Below are 21,575 nucleotides of genomic sequence, written 5' to 3' on the forward strand. Positions count from 1 at the left end.
ATTAAGCAGCCCTATTCGCACGAGTGATCTTATGCATTTCATTGGTTAATTCACGATAATCCTGTGTAAATTGACCGGCGATTGTCGCTAACGCATTACCCATTTCTTGCATCACTTTATTCACTTCTTTCTGCATTGCTTCATCAAGCACACCAACTTGCTTCTCTACAGCCTTACCTGTTTGTCCAACTGTTGCACCAATTTGGTCTTCTAGTGATTCAAATGTTTGGCTTACTTTACGCGTCTGCTCTTGGAATACTTCTTCTAAGCATGAACCAAGACGATCTTGCAGTTTATTAATTGATGCTATAACGTCACTCTGTACCTGCTTAGTATTGGTATTTAACTCATTATTGATTGACTCAAAACTACCATTTATATGAGTAACTTCCTTCTTAATATTTTCAACAAGAGAACGCATTTCAGCATTCATCTCTTGCGTTGCATCTTTTAAGAAACTTTGCATGCTATCTGTTTCTTTAACTAGATGGCTACTTGCGGTTTGGATACTACCGGAGCTAATAACCAAGTTATTAGATAAGTCTTGAGAATGCTCAGTGATTTGTCTTGCTTGGGTCGTTAGCTCGCTCGACAGAACTTTTGCACCTTGATTAAGTTCTCCAGAAATAGACTCGGCACCTGACATCAAGCCTGTTTTAACATGTTCGATACCTTCTTTGGATACTTGAACGAAGTTTTCTTGTAGTTCTTTTTGAGCCGCTGAATGCGTACGCATAAACTCGTCAGACTGAGATAACATGTCACTGTAATGCTTTGAAGCGAGTTCAACAGAACCCGATATATCATTCATTGTCGCGTCTAAATGCGCTTTCATTTCAGGTACTGCTTCAACAGCTTTATCACGCATTTCAACAAACACATTCAAGTGGCTTTCAAGTTCTTTAAGTTGTGAGCCATTGGCTTCCATGATCGTTTTTAAATCGCTCATGGACGTTGGGATCGATTGAGCCTGCTCGCTGATTGAGGCAACTGAACTTTCTGTTTGAGTAATTGACGTTACGCCTAACTTATATTGCTCAGTCATTTCAGATAACTGTGTTTTGTAGTTATCTTGCCAAACAACAAGCTTTTTCACCGATTCATCAAGGCGTTTGAAGTTATCGCCAAACTGTTCAGTTAGCTTGTCATTAAACTCAACAATCACTTGCTTTAAGGCTTCAATAACCTGCTCGGTTGCTGATTTAGATAATACATCTGCAAAATCTTGTAATTGAATCCATAAGCGATCTTTAAACTGTTCAAACTTAATAGCTTGATCTTCTTGTTGAGCATGGATTTTACCCATGATGTCATTAATTGAAGATAGAGATTGGTTAGACTGCTTCGCGTTATCATTTGTATCAGAGCGAAGTAATGTCAATTGACTAACAATTGTTTTGTCCCCTTCACCAACAATTGATTGCTTTAAATCAACCATTGCTTCAGTTTGTTCTTGTGAGTATTTATGTTGCGCGACAATCGCGGCATGAATCTCTTCAGGGCCAATTTCATTCAGTTCTGTGTTATCTTCTTTTTCACTTCTAAAAGTAATTGTCGTTATTGATTTAACAATAATAGAAGATGCCATGCCCACAAGACTTGTCATAAACGCAGTCTTTAATCCGGCAAGTAATACTTCAATACTACCGTCGATATCTTTAGGATTAAAATCAAGTAATCCGATAACAATACCGCTAAATGTACCGAGAATACCGAGTGATGTGAGAAGGTTTGGCGCAAACGCCACATAAGAATCACTTTTTCGAGTAAAGTGACAAATTAAGGCGGCACTTAGTGCGATTAACATTAATAAGAAGAAAAAATTAGTAAGTGTATTTGCTGATACGTTACTGAGTGCTGACGATAACAAGCTGTTCATGAGGCCACATCTATAGGATAAAGTTCGAGGATAATACAATCAGGTTATAAAAAAAACAATATAAATCATTATAATACATAACTTTTTTTGATATTTATTAAGTCTCTGCCGATGGGCCGTCATGTCACTAACAACCCATCAATACACATCAATACACATTTTTATTTATGTATATCCCGATTACATTTTCACTCTAATTTATAGCTAATATCTGTTGACCAGTTTTCGCTATTTTTCACCATTAAATCAGATTCAAACTCTTTTAGAGATGACAACTGCTCAAAAATATCGGCATTAAATTGATACTTAACCGTTGACGACGGTGAATTTAAGCGCCAGTAACCGACACCTTGATCGAATCTAAACGTCACTGCTTTACCTGACTCAAATTGCAACGTCAGCTTTCTTCTATGCGCAATATCACTACGTTTTTGATGCATAGTTAGATTTGGCTTAACATTGGCCTTATACTCAAACCAATATTCGTAAGCTTCTTTAAAATCATCATAATTCTGCCAGTCATGATGAAGTAAGTAGCCTTGCTTATCTTTGCTATCAAACAACATTTCAAGTTCAATTTTAGGCGCCGATTTAACAATCAAACACATACTAGCAATGAGCTGTGAAATTAACAGCAATGCAGCAGGACTTTGCAAATAACGGTCTGTGTAATGTATTGTTGCTAGCTTATCTGCTTTTAATAACGTTAATAATTGCTCATCATCTTTAAGTAACTTTGTCCAAAACGCTAAGCCAAAACTATTTAACTTGCCATTTAACTCACCAATAATCTCAACGTCAAGAGCCCCAACGTTAACCTCTGAACTCCAATTCGAAGTCCCGAGTAAAGTTAACTCCGCCAAAGAATAAGAATCACTAGAAACAACAGTACCTAAAGATCGATGCCAATCAATGCCTGGACAGTTAACATTATTCGCTTTATTAGCTAATGTAATAACACCAGACGGTTTGATTAGCTGAACAAGAAACTCATTCTTAGCCGCCTTATCGGTATAAAAATTAGCGCCTAGGTCTTTTAGTATTTTAAACTCTTCAGCATGCTCAATACTCAATTCAGCATTAGGCAGAACAAGGTTCACCACTTTTTCATTTTGAGTTAAGTAACGCACAATTGTTTTCTTAAATTGTGGTGAGCTTAGATCCCACTCAGGTACATCAGCACTTAACCATAACGTCAACGCATCAACACCGTGATCTAAATGATACTGGATGTTTTCTGCGATCGACCCAGAATAGTACTTCCCGTTATCTAAAAGTTTAATGGCGTCTGATGAAGCATTAAAATCTAAAAAATTAACACCAAGCCACTCGAGTGCGACAAGTCGGTTCAACTTATCAACATCGTGGCGAGAGTTAGAATCAAGTAAGCAGTCTCCACAGCTAGAACCACATTTAGAACAATGTAAATTATTAACCATTGCTTCAATAAGCTGTTGAATATATTGAGGCGCTGAACTTGCAAAACCTGCGCCACCACCAATAATATCAAATAGCTGAATAACCATAGCGGTCTGACCGTCAGCGACGATAGCAGGTCGACACGCGTAGCCCAACTCAGATGTTGAAATACCTAATATCTTGGCCAGTGCAGCTCTTAATGAAACCGCTAACGTCATTGCAATACTGCGCCCATTATCGGAGTTTTCAGCAATATATTCATTCGCCTTCGGGTGTTTTAATACCAGTTCGAATACATCTGTTTTTGAATGGCAACCTAAATGGACATCTCTCATTAGATTTGCAGAACCTTCACAATTCGCAGTAGAACTTTCATTCTTGTCTTTCTTACCCGCTTTTAACGGTTTATGTTCAACGAATGGGGAGAAATGCTTTGGATAGTCACCATTGTAATCTAATGATTCAGCTTTACCGCAAGTCATACACAACGCATAACCTTTACCAAATTCACCCGAGGTATGATGGAATATAGTGCCGTTAGCACCTGACACCATATAACCCATATCAAGATTAGGTAAATTAAGTTTGTCTCCTGATACAGATACCCATGCTGGCTCAACAGGCAAATATTTCTGTGCTGTAATATCATTTGATGGCGATTCATGAAAATTAGTCACAAAGCCCGTAGGTTGCAGTACACGTCGTTGGTTTTTAGGTGATATTTGTTGTCCACATTCCAAATTGTCACAATGAACCTGATCTTGAGCTATAGATACGCTGTCCATGAACCCAGTTTGCCCACAATGATCACAACGCCAGGCTAAGTCAAATTTCTGCGCTTCTTTTGCATCATTATTAGCAATATTAAGCCAATTTAGGGCGATACCGCCAGAACGGAAAACACGCCCATCTAATACAATTTCAGCGCCTGGCGCATATTCTCGAATAGCAACGGCAAGATTTCGACTTGGTAAACCTCGAACTCTTGAAACGTTATCTTCTCTGTCTTTTGTATTCTTAGATTTGTTATTTTTTTCACGAATGTAATCTTCAATATTATTATTATCAAAGTTAACAACATCTGTCGGAAAGCCATATCCGGGTAAGAAGGACTTTGAAGCTAGTTCACGTAATAAGTACTCTTTAGTTAAACGTGATAGTTCAAGTTTAAGACGGTATTCATACGGGCTTTCTTTTAATGCTTTGGTTTTTTCTACATTCAAATAGTTAAATTCAGCCAACCATATTTTTTCTAATGTTGAAATCACTTTAACTGCAGATGACCTCAAGTGTTCAGGCGTTTCATGTGCCAAAGCTGTACCGCGTACAAGCGCTTTAAGATCTCGGTTCCAGTTATTGGCATCTGCCAGTATCCAGGCTTTAAATTTTTCACATATAGACTGTTCATCTGATACATAAAACCATTCAAGATTTAACGTCGTTTTTTCAGTGCTTGTTGTTCCGACTTCTTCTCGTAAAAAAATAGAAAGGAGCATTGAGTTTACATGTCGCTGCACCAATCGAATTGAATTAAACGCGACATAAGGTGCGGGAATTACCGTTTCAAAAGCCCATTTTGGATTAGTAAATACCTGCTGATCATGTGGGTTATTTTTACATAAGGTATATGCGATTGCCCTTGATTCTTTACTACGCCCTGCCCGACCTGCACGCTGTAAATAATTGGCTGGATGCGGCGGTACGTTATTCATTACAACAGCTGAAATGCCACCAATATCAACGCCCATTTCCATCGTTGTCGAGCAGTTTAAGACGTTAATTTTACCTTGCTTGAACATAGCTTCATAACTGTCTAAACGTTCAGATGATTGCTGTGCTGAATGCTCTGCGGTGCGATAGTAAAAACCACCTTCGACTGCGCGATCATTGATATCTGTCCAAAGGTTGTTTTTACGTAATGCCTGAACCTCAGGACTACCACTAACCTGCGCACGAGTTAACTTGATACCCGGCGCATAATCTTCCTGTGTCGAACCAAAGTCCCAAATTTGCGGGTAATCAACTTGCAGGCATGTGTAATCACCATCAACATCTAACTTTCTTGGTAAGTAAGGTGTTAACGATTTAAATGTTGTATCAAACAGTTTGTTGGTCACAGGGCAAACAAACACGGAATCAACCAATGAAAATTCTAGATTGTTACGTTCTAAATAAAACTGATTGCCATCTAACTTTAAAATTCGACAAGTTACAGTAAGGTCCATCCATGCAGACTTAAGCCATGAATTGACGATATCAACACCTTCATTTGAACTTAAATCAATCTTACTCGCCAAGGCTAGCATTTTAGCTAAACGACCTTGCACACCCTTTTTATTTATCTGTGGCCATTTTTTAACGCGACCTTCATTGTCTTCTTTCGATTCTGGATTACGTAATGTTTTAGATGAAAATTTATTTCCAATCCACTTTTTCCAATTATCTTCGAGTTGAATAAATGTGTTTTCACGGATATAAAAATCAAGCGCAACTTTAATAAAATCATGCCAATCTTGAAGCTCAAATCCATAGTTCCCCCATGAATCAGGACACGACTTAACTTTATCTAATCCAATATAATTAACTTTTGTTAACGCTTGAGTTTCTGAACTGTTTTGTCTTTTCGGTCGGCGTGCAAACTCACGGAACAACATCATTTCAGCGAGCTTAAAAGGGCCGTCATTGATATCAAACACTTCAGGAGCAAGGTATTTATTGTATTGTAAAATACTGCCTTTAATGTCCGCTTTATTGGCTAATTGAATGACCATTTCACGCCAAGATAGTCTCCCCATTGATACTTCAGATAATTTATCCGCCTTCAGATCATATTCTTTTGCTTTATCCCAGTCCTGCTTACTGCGGAACATCTCAGCAAACATACGAAGATCTGAAATTTCGTCTTTAACCTTGTCGCAATTAGGACTTGATTGATCTTTTTGAGCTTCTCTTAATATCTCAAACACCAACCCCCTCAATTTAGAACGTTCGGCTTCCTGCTGCATTCGCACCGCCATACGCGCTGTTCCTTGACGACTATCAGTAAATGTAATTAAGCGACGTCCTCGGCCAGGTAAACTTTGCGGGCCAAGATCACTATCTTTTTCGGGTTTAAAGTCAGGACAATACTCAAGTAATGTAGGAACAACATTCGATACATAAAAAGGGGAACCTAACAGGGCTCGACGAAATGGAGGATAGCCATTGTTAGCTGCATTACCGCATTTTACACAACTCGTTTTTTCAGCCGAATTATGTGCTAATGAGTATCCTTCAGCTAGCGCTCCGATTGTTTTATCATTTCCTATTTTAATATTGCTGTATTCAGCATTTTGCTTAGTACTAAATACCAGTGGTGAATTAGATGACTGCGAATGATTTTGTATTTCAGGTTTGTCCGCTTCATCTTCTACATCCTGCTGCAACGAAAATTCATCGCCACCATTAGAATCCCATTGAACTAACTTGCCTAATCGGTCTTGTCCTAATAAATGCGGTTCATTACATTCCAGGCAGAATGTTAATTCAAGTACAGGAGCCCCACACTCACACTGCTGGCGCTGTGTTGAATGCACAAAACCAAATGGCCAATTCTTCTGTAAGTGTGAACCCACTTTCTTCGGACAATTGGAATCAATGCAACACCATAAACCTTGTGTCATACGTTGGAAGAAATGCGAGCGCACTTTTAAGAAGGCTTCAGATGAAGCATCTTTTTTAGTACCAGTCGCAACATCAAGCCAGCGTAACAATACATCCTGTGATACATGAGGATTATTCAACTTAGTACTTATCTGCGTAATGATTTCATCAATGGTGAGCGGCTTTGTACTCTCTACAATCGTATCTCTTAGCGATCTTGCATAAACAGAATTAGATAGCGCATTGAAACGGTTATTCGATACGTCTAATTGTCGGTCTTTTTCTTTACCACTTTTAGGCTCCTCGCCACTAGGCTCCATAGCTTCAAGCTCTTCTAGCGTGATAGCACAAGGCTGCATAGGATCAAGTTTAGCGACAATCCGTTTCCCCCCGATCACGACAACTTGGTCTTGAGACACTCCCGCTAATTCAGATAAATATTTTTTCAGCTGATCTTCTGCGTTTTCATCGGCAATCGTCGCTGATGTAGCCACGAAACGGACATTTTTAGCTTCCACGCCAAATGCATGTAAAACGCGACGCAATTGCAGTGCTAATTCTGCCGCCTGTGAGCCGACATAGGTATGCGCTTCGTCAAGAATGATCCAACGTAACGACTGCTCTTCTCGTGACTTTTGTATAATCGGAGAATCGACCTGACGTACAAGCATATATTCAAGCATTGTGCCGTTAGTCACTAATATCGGCGCAGGTTGCTTACGCATTAACTCGCGAGAAAGCACTTCATTCGGTCTTTCTTTTTGCTTCTGCCTTACTTTGCTTTCTTTATTTTCAGTATTGCCATTATATAAACAATAACGAACACCGGTATCAAAGTGCTTTGTCCATGCATCTAAACGTTCTTGCTGTGAATTAATCAACGCGTTTAAAGGATATAAAAATATAGCGCGTACACCGACAAGGTCTGCGTTTTTTTGCTTATACTCACGATAAAGGTCATCGATCACAGGGACCATAAAGCATTCAGTTTTACCCGAACCTGTACCTGACGTGACGACAACCGATTTAGGCGTTTTATCGAGTAGTACTTCCCACGACTTTAGCTGATGCTTAAAAGGATTAAAGTCAGCCCCAAAGCGATAACGGTCGTTGCCTTTATGGTCCAGCGCATTAACAACATCAGCTGATAATAAATTGCCAGATAAGTCTGACATTTTCGGGTCAGCGAACTCCCAACCAAAGGTGTGTTCAAATACAGGTGGTGCTAGAAATGCATTATCTTCACCACAATCGCCCCCCATCTGTTCACTCAGATGCGATCTTAAATTAGGGTTAGAAATACCAAGAATACTTAACGTCGATTCTTTTGCTCTTGATGTTGATTGCTTGACTAAAGATGAAAAAAAACTATTCATTAGATACTCTTATTTAAAAATTGAAATAGTGCATAACAATACAATGACTCAAACCATTCGCGGTCAAAATCACGCTGTAACCGAAGTTGGAATACAGCTTGAGGACCAGCATTAAATACACTCTCGGCATCAACTACGCCAGCGGCAACCGCGGCTGCAAAAACAGGAAAGTAAACAACACTGTTATGGAAATTATTATGCGTTTTTATGTCTATTGGAAAATCAGCATAATTCATAAACCAACTTTGTAGTTTATTACCAAGTTGATTTGGCCATTCACTACCATGACTATGTTTATGTAATAACGATTGATACCACTCGTTTTGAACAACATGCTGCATAAATGCTGCAGGATAAGGTGCGGGCATTTTTCCTGTCGTTAGGTAGACAAGGTATTCATTAGAATACGCCGGTATCTGTTCACATACCTGTTCAACAAATTTATTACACTGCCTAGTTACCACTTGTAGTGGCAATCCCATTTTAGTGTACATTGACATTAATGAAGATTTAGCCGCCAGCCAATCATTCACTAAAACAAATTCCCACAGAATAGGGAATTCATTTTCTAATCGTAGAATGAACGCGGGGTCACTCTCAAATCTTAATACAGCCAGACAAAGCGCTTTCGAGTTTCGGGTAATCTCACTCCATACTTCAAAAGTAGCTAACGGTAAGTGACCATAATTTGAATATAGTTTTTGCATAAATAGCCAACCACTGTGCCCAGCATCCGCAGCCATTAATGCGACAACATCAGCAATTGCATTAGGGTTGAATCTTGGATGGTAAGCAACAACTGCTTTTTGTAAGGTTTTTACACTCTCTGTCGATTCAAGTTGCTCAGCACCGCCAAGAATAAACTTAGCTCTGAAGTTCACATTCGAATCTTTAGAAGGGACTACTAACCAAGGTCCACCAGCATCGATATAATCAGGTAATGCAAATTCACCGGTATTAACCCCTTCCGTCTCTTTGCTTTGTAAGTATGTCAACTTACGATCTGGTTCAGCAATACGCATTAACAGCGGTTCAATATTATTACGCTGTACAATTGATTCACTAAACAAACCAACGGTATTTTGTGTAGAGTTAAAATCTAACTTAGTGGTGTATTTTTGAATATTGATAATTAACGGGCGTTCGTTACCGGTAATTTTCAGTTCCACAATGCAATCAAGCTGTGGACTCAATGACATAAGCTGCTCTATTCGGTCTTTTAACGAATATAAATTGATTTCAATCGGCTTATCCGCAGCAAAGTAATCCCATTGATAACAAGGTGGCGCACTGTTAAATGAGCCCGATAACTTTAAGGTTAACTCGACTTTATAGCGAACCGAGCGCCCTTGCTCTGTGAATAAATACAGTCGACTACCTAAGAGATCATCAATCGACGCCTTTTTGCTTAAAGGTTCACCGCTTGCATTAAAAGCAATACAGCCCTTAGCCGGAAATGGGACGTCTAATAGAATAGGATCACTCATTGACGACACCAATACACTTAGCGTAATAAACGCCGGAGGAGTACCTTCTACCTTTAGTGATATTTCATTACATGTGCCTAACTTATCCATTTGGACTTCAACATTAGGCGTAATGACCGAACTCTGGCAGTTAGATTTAGTGCTGACCTTAAGCATCCCTTCATTCGGTCTGCTACCAGCGACGATGTCTATTTTGAAGTCTGCAGGCAATATACCGATTCGCTTCAGCAATACAGTTTCATTATTTGTGTTTTTCAACGACACCGAGTGTCGGCCTAGTTGCTCAAATGGTAAAAGCTCGCTTGCTTTACGCTTACCTATACATAAATACAGGTCTTTTAAATGCGTATTCAGCTCTGTATCACTGCACTTATATAACGGCAATCCTGTAAATACTAATGATGGTTTGCTCGGCCATAATACCGTGTTCCCCACTAACGTTAAAAAGTTACTTGAGTCGAACGAAGAACTTGATTTGATGACGTAATTACCGCCCTCAAGCGTACTTACCTTAAGAGAACCAGAAAATTTTACGATATCGAGTAATTGGTATTTTTCATTTAAATATTCAGCCTGACTATTTTCTAATTCACATTTCGAATCAGCAGGTAGAATAACTAATAATTCATTCGCTTTAGTCGAGAAACTGGCCTGCCCGGCATAGTGCCACTCCCCGTCTTTTTCGATAAAGCCAATAGGCGATTCACCGATATCTAATGCGCTAACAGGCAGCAATTTACGATCTAATGTTTGACCTAATTGCATCACAACCAAATGTAATTCACTAGAGACAGTATGTCGTTTTATTTCCATACCAGAGCGCGGTATTCTTAACGTCACCATCTCACCGTCAAATTGACTATATAATGTGCCTAAATGCGCAATTTGGGTATCACCTTCAAAAATAGCAAGTTCCACACGCGTTGTACTTAATTGCTGCTTGGTAATATTAAATTTAATGTTGTTTGGAAGATGAACCTGCGTTTTTATTACTTGATTAGCAATGCTCAATAAATGCGTACACGCCAATGCCGAGTTAGCATATTTAGGCAGTTTAGCTTCATTCGTTGCAACGCGTAATAAGCCATTAAGGAAATCTGCGCCTTCTTTTTCATTTAACGGTAATGGGAATTGCGAACGCCAATGAGGACTTTTGTTATCCAAATATGTAGACGGATCATCCTGCTTTTCCAATTCAAAACTACTCGCTAATCGAATTAACTTTTCAGCCATATCTGCGATTAGATTAATCGATGTTTCAACTTTGAATGCTTCAGGTAGCGGCTCTATGCACTGCCCGACTAACTCATTAATAGAATGACCAAGCAACAAAGCGCTACTGTAACGTTTTAGTATGTTCTGAAATACAAGCTGAAAATTGTTATTACTATCAATCAGTAGCTTTAATGGTAAACCACCTTCACTGAAAACTGAACCCAGGAAGTTATTATTCGAATTTTCAAATTGGATGACTGAGCGTTTCCAATAAGTTTCTAACCCTGTAGATACGAAGTTACGCACTTCAGTAGGCAGTAACTCAAAGCCAAGCTCCTTCCAAATAGGCTCCCAGCTCCAAGCGTTTGTATATTCACGACGAAACCACTCGGCACAAAATAACGTGAAAGCGCCACACCAATAAGTAGACAACTGATTACGGTTAAACTGAGCTAGTTTCTCGGTTGATACAATACAGTTTTTTAAACTAATGTATTCATCTTGGGATAGTTGATAGCTAAACAGCGGTTCATAGTTTGGTTTTAACAGCGCTCGTCGAGCCAAGAAAGAAGTTAACCACTGCTGAGGGTTAAGTGTGTACGTATCTGCACTAACATTTAAATTTGAAATCAAAACAAAGTCTCTCAGTTGGGACGTATATTATTCTGTGTATTCTAATCCAACTACCTCACTTTAAGTATCGATTTTTTATTTATAATCAAGTAACTAGATACTTATATAAGTAATCAAAAAACAATTCAATATTGACCAAATCAACCAGCATTGTGGCAATAAGCAATCCAACATTTACACTTGCGAGCACTATTTTAAATTCTGTTAATTATTGCTTATGTTTTCATCATATAGGTAAATTAGTGTTTTATAAGCTTACGAAGTTTTCATCCATCCCATCCGGTAGCAGCAACTCCTCCCGCCCTTCTTCAATCACAAACGGGACAACCCACAACTTCAACTTGTCACTAAAATCAAAGCTATGCTCAACGGCCTTAGTAAAACCATCATGCTGCGGGTAAATCAGGAAGATATTACCAGCGCAATCTAAATACTTATGTCCGTAAGCGTACATTTGGTACATGTCTGCTTGGGAGATACCGTATTTCTCTTTATCACTGCCATCAATTAACTTCCACTTGGTATCAAGTACTGCATGTACAAGTGCGTCTTTGTAGATAACAAGATCAGGCTTGAGATTAAACATTGCTTTATTTTTATGGCTAACTAACGATTCAGCTCTCACTTGCCCGCGTAACAACAAGCCATCAGGTATTTGCTTCTTAAGAACACTTTCAACATAAGATTCAAACACGGCTTCCATCGGGAATAATAACGAAAATGCACTGTTGGACTCTTTCATCGTGAGCGGTGAAAACCCTTCGAGTATTAATCGCGCCCAAGCTAACGGACTTTCATAATACGACATCCCACGATCAAGTTTGATTTGAGCAAAATCCTGCTTGTGATTACGGCTGATAGGTATGTCGTTAAATACAAACGTGAGTTCGCGTAATAACTTTTGATTACGGGCTGAGCGTGTATAGCTCGCGACTTTTTGTAATGCGGCATGTAGTAAACGATTAACTGGGCGATCTTGTAAAAACTCATCATATTCTACACAGAACTTATGCTTGTTAATTGCGTTATGGCGGATCTGTTTACCTACCTGTAACTTGCCCTTAAGGTAAAACAAGTTGTCTTCTTGCTTAACATAGTCACTGCGAAGACCGCGTTTAACAAGCGTATTTACCGAGTCTAAAAACTGGGTAATAAATACTTCCAGTAATGGCATTTTAGCTTTGGTGATATTAGCACTATTGGTTTGTATATGGCGAAACTTACCCAGCGTTTTAAGCATGATGAGTAATGAATTTCGAGCTTTATCTTCAGCCTTTAATTTAGCTTCGTTTTTATCCTCAGCATTATCACACTTGACCTTTTTACCTATTTTCGGCAGCACTTCTATTTGAGTACCATCACGCGTCAAGACCACTCCGACGTAATTATTCAGCTGCAACACTTCGGTATTATCGATGCTTTTTAGACGCAGAAAACGGCTTTCAGATTCATCACACAGACACAGTTTTTTCAGTTCACAAAACGCAGGATCTGAAATCTGCGTTATGCGATTTGATTTAGCTGGTTCTTTATCTGAACTGATATAGCCGTATTCAAACACAGTGACGTTGTTTTTGGGTTTTATCACTGTTAAGCGGCCTCAGATTCACTATCTGATTTGTTTACTTCTACTGGTTTACTTGAGTAAATACCAATATATGCAGCTGCTTTACCCCACACCGATTCTTCACCATCAAATGAAGCAAGCGTATAGCTGATGCTTTCAGTCTCATAGCTATCTAGACCATGTCCAGCACCAAAAATTTCGTCGTATGATTGCTTTTCTTCGGTTACAAAACGTAATGATTCAGCTTTACGATTATCACCTAGCACTAAACGGATCTTGTTCCAATCTTCAAAGAAGTACTCCTCAAGTAATGGAATGATTTTATTTTTAAATACGGATTGTAGTTCTTGAAATGCACCTGATTCATCTTTCTTATCCACCAGCGCTTTAACAGGCATAAAGAAAGCATGACCTAATGTGTGTTCACGGTCGTATAATACTTCAATGCGCTTATTCATGGTTTCGAGAAGAGCTTCTAAGTCGATACCTTTAATCATATCCGTATCAGAAAACAGGGATGTATTTGGCATCATTTCAATAAAATCAAAACGGCGACGTAATGCGGTATCCATCATTGCTAATGAACGGTCAGCAGTGTTCATAGTGCCAATTATATGCAGGTTATTTGGTACAGAAAAAGGCGTGGATGAGCAAGGTAAAATTAAATCCAATGCCTCACGATTTCCTTTTCGTTTTGATGGTTCTATTAATGTAATCAATTCACCAAATATCTTTGAAATATTACCTCGATTAATTTCATCAATAATCAAAACATAGTTTTCTACTGGTTTTTTAAGCTCATCTATACCAATAGTAACTTGATGTTCAATAAGGTGATTAAGTACAGCGGTAATAGTTAATCGTTTAAGGTGGTTACATGTCGGTGTATGAAATGTTCTATTTCCATTTAGCGATTTAAAATCAATATTGATTCCTTGCTTTAACCATTTTACTGGTAAAAAATGTTTAAAATCAGGTCGACCCAGTAAACCATCTTCATTATAAAAGTATTCTCCAGAAACAACACCTATTGCTTCTATCGAGCTATTACTATTTATGCACAAAATTAAGTCGCCAATTTCCATACTTTCACTGAAAGATGTTATTGAATTCCGATCATGTGAAACTAACTTATTGAAATAATCATTACGTTTACGAACAGATAAATCGCCGGTATCCCCCCAACCAATTGCAGCTAGATCATTCTCAAAACAATATTTTTTTTGTGGGTTTGCATGTACACCATTTATCGATATTTTCCAAACCTGACCATCAGGGTTAATTTCATGGCTCAAGTTTACTTTAGATAGAGATGCATCTTCAGCTATTTGTTTAAATACACCCGATTTAATTTTGTAACTAACTTGTCCTTGCTCTGTTTTGGCGCTAATGCCTTCAACAAACTCTTCATAGCCATAACTTTGATGAAACGTGACAAACCGAATGCGCCCTGCATCAGACAGCTCTTTATATTTGTTCGTTAATTCTTCACGCTGTTTATCTGTAGTACCAGTAATTATATCTATTTTTAAACTTGCATAATACTGAGGCTCTGCGGCTTTAACGGCTGCGTCAATCGAGTGGTATGTTTTACCAGTACCAGGGGGACCATAAAGGATTTGGTTTAAAGGACTAGTTACAATATCGTTATCAGAATTCATGCTTGTTCCTTGAGATTCCGTTTCTTCCATCATTTTATTGTCTACACGACCGTTAAGCACATCAGCAAAATCGATTATTGCTTCTTCGACGGCTTCACCTCCTAACTCAAAAGTAAAATTATCATTCTTTTCGCCTTTATCATTAAGCTTCGGTTTCGCATATGATTTAGTCACCATGGATTCAAACTGAGGATATATTGACAGAATGTCTGCACGTAATGAGATAGTTATTTTACAGCCATTTTTCTGAGGGATAGCTAAAAAAAACCATTTATCATTAATATAAAACTTTAATTTTTCTGACTCTGTTGAATAAGTTTTATTTTCATACAAAGCTGATATGTTTGATAAAATATCAAACATATACTTCTTGAATAATGGACTCGCTACGGGACTCTTTTCAAATTTACTCACTAATGTATTGAGGTGCTCAGGCTTACATATTCCTTTTCTTCTAAAACCCAACGCTTCTATTTGGTTAATCAGCTGACTCATATTCCCTTCTCTCATTAAAAAGGGAACACAAGTGCTCCCTTTACATCATTATTAGTGATTATTCCGTTACTTCTTCGCTGCTTTTTTCTTAACTGTGGCAGCTTTCTTTACTGTCTTGGCTAAAGCATCCGCGTCTTTACGGGCTTGCGCAATACGCTCAAGCAGTTTATCCGCCAATTCATCATTCGGATCTTGCGGGACGAGTTCACCACGAAAAGCTTTCACTAAGATGCCTTGCGTGAGGTTATCAACACGCGATTGCCCTTTTTCACTTGTGCTTCGATGGTGTCAGCAAAGGCGTTATTGTAGCCTAATTACACTATGCCATCTTGTGATGGCAGTCAAAAACACAAAATAAAAGTACCCCCTTATAAATACGTCTAATTATCAACCCCACTCCCTCAGTTGCTGCATTTCTTTTAATCGCCCGCGTTGTAATTCCAGCGCTTCAAAAAGATCATCGATAGACGTATTGTTCGTCGTTAATCCCGGTAAAGCTATATTCGCTTCGGCAAAGAAACGAGTCGACTGCGTATTATCATTTGTCCAAGCTTGTTGCCACCAATCTGTAATACGTAATTTAGCGTCTTTAAGCTTTTTAGCAGTCGGCAAGCTATCACTTTTCTGACCATTCACTTTGCTATCACTCGGTAACAGGTTCCACAGATCGTTATTCGGCCAGCGCGCAAACGGCATACAGTGATCTATTGCGAACTCTTGTTTTAAAACTTTGCCAGACCAGACACATTGCAGGCTTTGTGTCTGTTGTAATAATTCCAAACGTTTACGGCTCTCAACAGTAGAACGCTTGGCTTCTAACCAATCCAGTGAATTTGCTATTGCCAGCTGTTGTTCAGGGTTCTTGTTACCCTGATATCCCTTCATGGTTTTCATCCACTCACTGACAAGAACAGGTTCAACCCAGCAAGCGTAACGACTAAAAGCATTCCATATTGTTTCAGGCAATGACAGTTCGCCCCATTGAGATAAAGACGCCATATCTAAAAACAAACTGTCTTTAGCGCGTACCGTTTTACTATCGACTTCAAATACATTGATGTCACTGTTCGGCAAGGTGATGTGTTTACACGGCATTTCTTTAATGTTGCTGACTGCTGCGGATAATGTTCGGTGCAGTGCGATAGCATCTTCACCAACAAAAAGATGGCCGATACGATAATCTGTAGCAGAACGATGCGTTAACTTGTGCCAGCCATCGTCTTTCATAAAACCCATATTAGGTTTTTTATTGGGGGTCTGATATAAGCCATGATCATCAATCAGTATCTTGTATTGATGACACCAATATAAAGCCACCAGCCCTACTGGTAATATAACTCTCATACCCTGCGCGGTATCTTCACGGCGAATAACAGCGCCAGGATGACCGTCGGCAATACGCAACAATACTCGCATTAATGCCAGCTTGTGCGTTGCAGCTTTACCATCATTCAATGCCACATGACGAATAAAAGGAAATGCACCTGAGCCATCATCAGGCAATTGCAATACTACGGTTTGCCAATGAACGCTATCACGTCCAAGCTTGTCGCTATCATGCTCTGTTTTAAGCACGACAGATAAACCAACGGTCTTAGCAAGTAGTTCTAACTCTTCAGTACTGACATCATGCATTTTACGTTCATCACCACTGGGGCCATGACGTAGCGAGATAACTAATTTAGCGCCGGGTTTGAGTAAGTTGGCTAGTTTTCGGATTGCACGCGGTCGCTCGCTTTTCGGGATATGCATCCACACAGCACTAAGCAGGATAAGATCAAAACTGACTTCTTGGCGACTGACAACATCCAGAGCGGGTAGAGAATCTTCAACCCATTTAACATTCAACCCCTGCGTTTGTTGCTGGCCTATTTCGGCTAATAACTTAGCAGGCTCGACAGCAACAATACTAATGTCGCTTACTTGTCCTTGCTCAGCGAGATATCGACTATCACGCCCCGCCCCAGCACCTAAGTCAAGAATACGCGCGTTAGATTTGTTTAGAATTGGCGGTAAAAATTCAGCCCATGCGGCATGCACTTCTTCGAAGGATTTTGATAAGTATTGATCGGCAAGTTGTTGAGCATGAACGTCATAAAAGTTGGTGTGCATAGCTAATCTTAACCTCAGATTTGAATGCGTGGGGACTGAGGTAGATTAGCATAATAGGTATTCTAAATATATATAGTTAAATCAGTACGTTTGATTAGTCGTTAATCACTTTAACACGTCCCACATCACCACTTTCTAAACGCACTTTAATACCGTGGGGATGATTTGGTGAATTAGTGAGAATGTCTTTCACGATCCCGTCGGTCAAGTTACCACTGCGTTGGTCTTGTTTCAGTACAATCGATACCGCTAAACCCTTTTTGATATCCGATCTGTTCGTTCCGCTCATGTTTTTTCCTATTAAATCAGTGTTAGATGATACTGGCTGTGAGTTTGCCTTATGACTGGGTGTTAGGTCAATGACGCGGTTCGAAATAAACAACGACTTGGCTACCGTCATTATTGTCTGACGAAAGATGAAGCTGCCATTCTTGCTGCGCTACAATTTTTTGGACTATATCTAAACCAATGCCAAACCCTTGCCCCTGAGACACGCCACGTTCAGTAGCATTTTGCTCATAATCAGCTAAACCAGCACTCGTATTCGTAATTGACACAATAAGACCCGAAAGCTGCACCCGCACTATGCCTGATAAAGTATGCTCAAATGCATTACGTATCAGGTTACTCAACACAATTCGACACAGTGACAAAGGTAATTCACGTGATGGGCTGTCATCAACGACAAGCTCAACGTCAACGTCTTTTCCTTTCAACAAATACTTGTGTTCATCAATAATCACTGTAGCTAATTGCTCAAGATTTACTGTTTCTAGCTGCGTTGGCGTACCACTTTTCCGGCTTAGTAATAACAGCGCTTCGGTCATCTCCGCCATATTTTTATTGGCGCGTCGAATATGCATGTATTGATCAGCAACATTTGTCTTACCTTGGGCCGTTCTTAAATCAATAATATCTAAGGCAGAAGACACCACAGCAATGGGCGTGCGTAACTCATGACTGGCGTTTTGTAAAAACTGCTTCTCCCTTTGATGGTATTGATGGATACGCCCCATAGTCTGGTGCAATGTATTCGCCACTTCACCAATTTCAGTCTTATCATTCATGACCGCAAACGACAGTTCCGGGTTACTCTCATCAAGGCTTTTTGCCATCACAGACAGCTCATGCAATGGGTTCAACACCTTACTGATTAAACGCCGCGCTACCCAATACACTAAAAATATGGCTAACAAGGTAATAAAGATGATGGAAAATGGCACATTTAATAACGGTGCTCGTTTTGAAGCACCCGCTAACCCCTTTTGAGGCGTGTCGTTATAAAGTAAATAAAGTTTGTCTGTGGAATTCGTTATCGGGTGAACAAGCAAAAAATAGACAGCGTCAGGACGAGAAAGCTTGACCAGTTGATCACCATCATTCACTGAAAGACCAAAGTCCTTCATGCCATCAATATCAAACAAACTGGCTATCTCGCTGGGAATCGACTCGCGACCAACAAAAACAGAATAAGCACCATCCCTAGGTAACGGCACGTTTTGGTTTAGCTCAACCTGCTTAGCATAATGGCTAGCCATCGGCATCATAGTACGATGCATAGTGGTACCAACCGCAACAAAAAAAAGCTGATACAGTAAGAATGAAAACACAATAACCAGTAAACCTATGCTGATCGCTAACTGTTTCTTAAACTGATATTTTAAGCTATTTCTATGCTTCATCTTGCCCACCGTTTAATACAAGCCCAACGCCCCTCACCGTTTGAATCAACGGCTTATCGAATGGCTTATCCACCAGCTGTCGTAATTTATATATATGGGATTTAAGCACATCAGAATCAGGCAATTGGTCCGGCCAAATAATGTGCTCTATTTGTTGGCGGGTAACGACTTTGGGGCTGGTTTTTAATAACACTTCTAATATTTGCCAACAGGCTTTATTTAGCTCAATAACCTGACCTGCACGGGTGACTTTTCTTAAATTAACATCCATCACCAAATCACCAACACTCAATTTTACATCGCGCTTACTAATACGTTTAGTCAGTACTTGCAGGCGTGCAACCAGTTCGGGCAAGTCAAAAGGCTTAACTAAATAATCATCGGTGCCAGCTTGGAATCCTTGTAATTTATCATCTAAGGTATCTCTTGCGGTCAGCATTAGGATCGGCGTGTTAATACCCGCTTCTCTTAACGCTGTGCAGATACTCATACCATCTTTGCCTGGCAACATAATATCGAGCACGATGGCGTTAAATGGCTGACTCATTGCCAAGCTCAAGCCTAAATTACCATTCCCTGCATAATCACATTCAAAACCATGCGCTTCTAGAAACTCAATCATGTTGGCAGCTAACGCGCTATTATCTTCGACCACAAGTACAACCACTAAGCACTCCCTTTTGTTTAAATCCTAATGCCCTCTCAGGTTTAGTATAACTTACACGAAAATCGTCCATTCACTTAAAATTCACCCTTAATTTGTTAACTTCATCATTACTGTATAACCCACCTTAGAGGTCTTAACCTAAACTTCACCTATCGATTGTTAGGATGCCTCATCAGCAACAACGCACGTTAAGTAATATTTGGAGACGATATGATCAAGTCAAAAGCATCTAAACTCACCCTCATCGCCCTTTCGGTTGTGACCGCTTTATGCAATATCAACACCGCAGTTGCGAGTATCGATGGCAAGCAAGTTAGCCCATCATATGCAATCGTCGATACCAATCAATCACAGTGTTTCGGTACTACAGATCAAGAGGAATGTCCGTCAGCAACAGAAGCGATGTTTGGTCAGGATGCACAATACCAAGGCAACCAGCCAAGCTACATAAAACACGACAATGGTACTGTGTCTGATCAGGTGACAGGTCTTATGTGGTCACAAACAACCGATATAAACGGTGACGGTAAAATCAATGCCCAAGATAAGCTCACCTTCGAAGAAGCTGTTAACTATATTAAAAATCTAAAACTAGCAGGCTACAGCGATTGGCGACTACCGACCATTAAAGAGCTTTATTCCCTGACCTTGTTTGATGGACAAGACCCGAGTGGTGTGAAATTAAACACGGGTAAATCTCAACTTATTCCCTTTATTGATCACGAAATATTTGGTGTTAATACCGGTGATACCAAATCTGGTGAGCGCTTGATTGATAGCCAATTTGTCACCAGCACGAAATATGTGTCAACAACCATGCACGGTGATGACACTGTTTTTGGTGTTAACTTTATTGACGGACGCATTAAAGGCTATGGAACAAGCATGCCAGACGGCAGTGTTAAAACCTTCTATGTACTTGCTGTACGAGACAACCCAGACTACGGCAAGAATGACTTTGTCAAAGGCGAAGATGGCACTATTGTTGACCAAGCAACAAGCCTAGTATGGCAGCAAAATGACAGCGCAACGACAATGAACTTTAGCGATGCACTTGGCTATTGTGAAAGCTTATCGGTATCAGGTAATAACAATTGGCGCTTACCAAATGTAAAAGAACTGCAATCGATTGTGGATTACACGCGCTCTCCAGACACCTCTGCGTCTGCCGCGATAGACCCATTATTTAATAGCACTGCGATCACCAATGAAGGTGGCAAAAAAGATTATGCCAACTACTGGAGCAGCACAACACACGTTAACCTGAAAGATGGCGAAAACGCGACGTATGTTTCATTTGGCCGTGCAACAGGCTTTATGAATGGCCAATGGTTAGACGTACATGGCGCGGGGTCACAACGAAGCGACCCTAAAGTTGGCGATGCGAACCAATATCCACAAGGTAAAGGCCCTCAAGGTGATTCTATCCGCATAAACAATATGGTTCGCTGCGTGAGTGGTGGTGACGTGACGTTTAATGAGGCCCCTGAATATCAAGCACGAGCAGCCATGACAATAGAGAACATGAGCACTGAGTCGACATCTGAGATGCCGATGAACAAGTCTCCATTAACAATGATGGACACAAATGGCGATGGCAAAATCTCGTTCAGCGAAGCAAGAGGTCCATTAAAAGAGGACTTTAAGCGACTAGATAAGAACAAAGATGGTTTTCTCACTAAGGACGAAATACCAAGTAAACAAAAACGTGATTAATCATACGTTTTATTTTTAGAATCA

11 protein-coding genes are annotated in these 21,575 nt (G+C 39.8%); 1 reads left to right on the plus strand and 10 read right to left on the minus strand.

Features of this window, described 5'->3' with window-relative positions:
• Position 1: 1 nt before the first annotated feature.
• The 10 genes from HWV01_RS14500 to HWV01_RS14545 form a co-directional block, all read right to left on the minus strand.
• Positions 2-1,879, minus strand: coding sequence for a hypothetical protein (locus HWV01_RS14500; RefSeq protein WP_211672219.1), 1,878 nt, complete (start codon positions 1,877-1,879; stop codon positions 2-4).
• A gap of 188 nt (positions 1,880-2,067) precedes the next feature.
• Entirely contained in the window at positions 2,068-8,316 is a 6,249-nt protein-coding gene (locus HWV01_RS14505) for a DEAD/DEAH box helicase (protein ID WP_211672220.1), read from the minus strand.
• Positions 8,316-11,651, minus strand: a complete 3,336-nt coding sequence (locus HWV01_RS14510) for an STY4851/ECs_5259 family protein (RefSeq protein ID WP_211672221.1) — start codon at positions 11,649-11,651, stop codon at positions 8,316-8,318. Before HWV01_RS14510 ends, HWV01_RS14505 begins: the two co-directional genes overlap by 1 nt.
• Before the next feature lie 247 nt (positions 11,652-11,898).
• The gene (locus HWV01_RS14515) at positions 11,899-13,239 is read right to left on the minus strand and encodes an McrC family protein (RefSeq protein ID WP_211672222.1); all 1,341 of its coding nucleotides are present in this window, start codon (positions 13,237-13,239) and stop codon (positions 11,899-11,901) included.
• Positions 13,240-13,241: 2 nt separating this feature from the next.
• On the minus strand, positions 13,242-15,374 hold the full coding sequence (locus tag HWV01_RS22405) for an AAA family ATPase (protein WP_249185329.1): 2,133 nt from the start codon (positions 15,372-15,374) through the stop codon (positions 13,242-13,244).
• Between the two features lie 66 nt (positions 15,375-15,440).
• A complete protein-coding gene (locus HWV01_RS14525; RefSeq protein WP_211672223.1) occupies positions 15,441-15,599 on the minus strand; it encodes a hypothetical protein in 159 nt (52 codons plus the stop codon).
• 162 nt (positions 15,600-15,761) lie between these two features.
• Complete coding sequence (locus HWV01_RS14530; protein WP_211672224.1) at positions 15,762-17,486, minus strand: methyltransferase domain-containing protein; 1,725 nt, start codon at positions 17,484-17,486, stop codon at positions 15,762-15,764.
• A gap of 94 nt (positions 17,487-17,580) precedes the next feature.
• Positions 17,581-17,775, minus strand: a complete 195-nt coding sequence (locus tag HWV01_RS14535; protein WP_006030573.1) for a YwbE family protein — start codon at positions 17,773-17,775, stop codon at positions 17,581-17,583.
• A gap of 67 nt (positions 17,776-17,842) precedes the next feature.
• Entirely contained in the window at positions 17,843-19,168 is a 1,326-nt protein-coding gene (locus HWV01_RS14540) for a HAMP domain-containing sensor histidine kinase (RefSeq protein WP_211672225.1), read from the minus strand.
• Entirely contained in the window at positions 19,158-19,835 is a 678-nt protein-coding gene (locus tag HWV01_RS14545) for a response regulator transcription factor (RefSeq protein WP_211672226.1), read from the minus strand. The genes HWV01_RS14540 and HWV01_RS14545 overlap by 11 nt, the downstream gene beginning before the upstream one ends.
• Before the next feature lie 210 nt (positions 19,836-20,045).
• Here HWV01_RS14545 and HWV01_RS14550 point away from each other — a divergent pair, with 210 nt between their 5' ends.
• Positions 20,046-21,551: a DUF1566 domain-containing protein gene (locus tag HWV01_RS14550; RefSeq protein WP_211672227.1), complete on the plus strand. Its 1,506-nt coding sequence runs from the start codon at positions 20,046-20,048 to the stop codon at positions 21,549-21,551.
• Positions 21,552-21,575: the final 24 nt, after the last annotated feature.

It is taken from the genome of Moritella sp. 5 (assembly GCF_018219455.1).
Lineage (GTDB): Bacteria > Pseudomonadota > Gammaproteobacteria > Enterobacterales > Moritellaceae > Moritella.

Coding starts and splice junctions, on each gene's coding strand:
- HWV01_RS14505 (WP_211672220.1), bottom strand. CDS start 8,316: ATGAATAGTTTTTTTTCATCTTTAGTCAAGCAATCAACATCAAGAGCA.
- HWV01_RS14550 (WP_211672227.1), top strand. CDS start 20,046: ATGATCAAGTCAAAAGCATCTAAACTCACCCTCATCGCCCTTTCGGTT.
- HWV01_RS22405 (WP_249185329.1), bottom strand. CDS start 15,374: ATGAGTCAGCTGATTAACCAAATAGAAGCGTTGGGTTTTAGAAGAAAA.
- HWV01_RS14500 (WP_211672219.1), bottom strand. CDS start 1,879: ATGAACAGCTTGTTATCGTCAGCACTCAGTAACGTATCAGCAAATACA.
- HWV01_RS14535 (WP_006030573.1), bottom strand. CDS start 17,775: ATGAGCGGAACGAACAGATCGGATATCAAAAAGGGTTTAGCGGTATCG.
- HWV01_RS14540 (WP_211672225.1), bottom strand. CDS start 19,168: ATGAAGCATAGAAATAGCTTAAAATATCAGTTTAAGAAACAGTTAGCG.
- HWV01_RS14530 (WP_211672224.1), bottom strand. CDS start 17,486: ATGCACACCAACTTTTATGACGTTCATGCTCAACAACTTGCCGATCAA.